Genomic DNA, 2,115 nt, shown 5'->3' with positions numbered 1-2,115 from the left:
TGCGTAGCGGCAATCTAGGTGAGATTCAGCGTCAATCAGGATGAGACTCGCGCCGGGGTGTGACGGAGTGAGGGCGTAGCCCGATCGTAGTCATACCCCGGCGTGGCGCAGATTTTCGGCGTCTCATGATCGCGGTCCGTCCGGTACATTTGCGGTTTTCTGGATTGGAGAACCAGTTTGTGCCGGGTCGCCATGTAACCGATCATCAGATGAGACTCTTCATGAAGTACCGACAAGCGCATTCCGTAGAGGTCGCCGCGTCAAAAGCGTCGATCAGCCGAGCCACTGCATACCGCCTCGACAAGGAGGTGCAATTGCCATCGCAGGGCAAAGTGCCGCGAGGACGCCGCCGCCCTGACCCCTTGGTGCTGATATTCGAGACTGAAGTCGTCCCGCTGCTGAAGGCTGCTCCCGGCATCCGTGCCGTCGCCGTCTACAACGAGATGCTGCGCCGACATCCAGAACTGTCTGAAGGTATCCGCCGTACGCTTGAACGACGCATCCGGTCTTGGCGTGCTGTCCACGGCGAAGCGCAGGAAGTCATCTTCCGCCAAACGCATGAGCCGGGCCGATTGGGCCTGTCGGATTTTACCGACGCTAGCGGCCTTGGCGTGACAATTGCCGGCCGGCCGCTTGATCACCTATTTTATCACTTCCGGCTTGTCTGGTCCGGCTTCGAACATGCCCACGTCATTCTCGGCGGCGAGAGCTTTGTCGCGCTGGCCGAAGGGCTTCAAAATGCCCTGTGGTCCGTGGGCGGCACGCCGCTTTATCATAGGAGTGACAGTCTGTCGGCGGCATTCCGCAACCTTGACGCCGATGCCAAGGTCGATCTCACCCACCGATACGACCAGCTTTGCTCCCATTATCGAATGACGCCGACGCGCAACAACAAAGGCGTCGCACATGAGAACGGCTCGATCGAAAGCTCTCATGGCCATCTCAAGAGCGCTGTTCATGATGCCCTGCTGATGCGGGGGACCAAGGAATTCGACGACCTCGGCTCTTATCGCGCCTTTGTCGATGAGATCGTCAGCCGTCGCAATGCTGCCCATGGCAAGCGCATTGATGCAGAACGATCCCATCTGCAGGCGCTGCCCGAGCGCCGGACCACGGACTTCGAAGAGATTGTCGTCACGGTGTCCCGGACCGGCGGCTTCACCTTGCGCAAGGTCTTCTACACCGTGCCATCCCGCCTGATCGGCCACAGGTTACGAGTTCGCCTGTTCGACGATCGGCTGGATGTCTTCGTCGGCGGTACGCATCTGATGACGTTGCGCCGCGGACGCGGCCACCCCGACGGGCGGCACGATCAGGTCGTCAACTACCACCACGTCATCCATTCCCTGCGCAAAAAGCCGATGGCGCTCCGCGGCCTCGTATATCGCGACAAGCTCTTCCCGCGTCAGGAATACCGCAAGGCCTTCGAAGCCCTCATCGAGCATCTTCCCGACAAACAGGCTTGCAAGATCACCGTTGAGCTTCTGGCATTGGCTCATGACCGCGGTTGCGAGCGCGAACTTGCCGAAGAATTGGCCAGGACCCTGGACGCCGGCGATTTACCGGACCTGGTCGCCATGCGAACACTCTTCGGCCCGGATCCAGCCAAGCTGCCGACAGTCCATGTGCAGCTCGCATCGCTCAACGGTTATGAGGCCCTGATCGGGACGGGAGAAGCCGCATGATCAACACCCACGTGATCGACGAAGCACGGCTCGGCATCATGCTCAACGAACTTCGGCTACCGACCATCAAAATGCTGTGGCCGCAATTTGCCGAACAGGCAGACCGAGAAGGATGGCCAGCAGCTCGCTTCCTGTCGGCTATTGCCGAGCACGAGCTGGCAGAGCGTGCCAATCGCAGGATAGAACGGCATCTCGCCGAAGCGCACCTGCCGCCCGGAAAGACCTTGGACAGCTTCGCCTTTGACGCCGTACCCATGATCTCGAAGGCGCAGGTCATGGCAATTACCGCCGGCGATAGTTGGCTCGCCAAGGGAGCTAACATCCTCATGTTCGGTCCGCCCGGCGGAGGAAAGAGCCATCTCGCTGCTGCTATCGGCCTTGCGCTGATCGAGAACGGATGGCGGGTCCTCTACACCCGGACCACCGATCT

1 protein-coding gene and 1 pseudogene are annotated in these 2,115 nt (G+C 60.3%); both read left to right on the top strand.

Going from position 1 to position 2,115, the window contains the following annotated elements:
• Positions 1-179 precede the first annotated feature (179 nt).
• On the top strand, positions 180-1,685 hold the full coding sequence (istA, locus tag MRBLMR1_RS25245) for an IS21 family transposase (protein ID WP_476764413.1): 1,506 nt from the start codon (positions 180-182) through the stop codon (positions 1,683-1,685).
• Positions 1,682-2,115: pseudogene (istB, locus tag MRBLMR1_RS25240) on the top strand (IS21-like element ISRel5 family helper ATPase IstB); the annotation flags it as partial. The gene istA and the pseudogene istB, both read left to right, overlap by 4 nt.

Source organism: Neorhizobium sp. LMR1-1-1.1 (genome assembly GCF_040675795.1).
GTDB lineage: Bacteria > Pseudomonadota > Alphaproteobacteria > Rhizobiales > Rhizobiaceae > Neorhizobium > Neorhizobium cellulosilyticum.
This window is presented reverse-complemented; position numbering and strand designations above follow the sequence as displayed.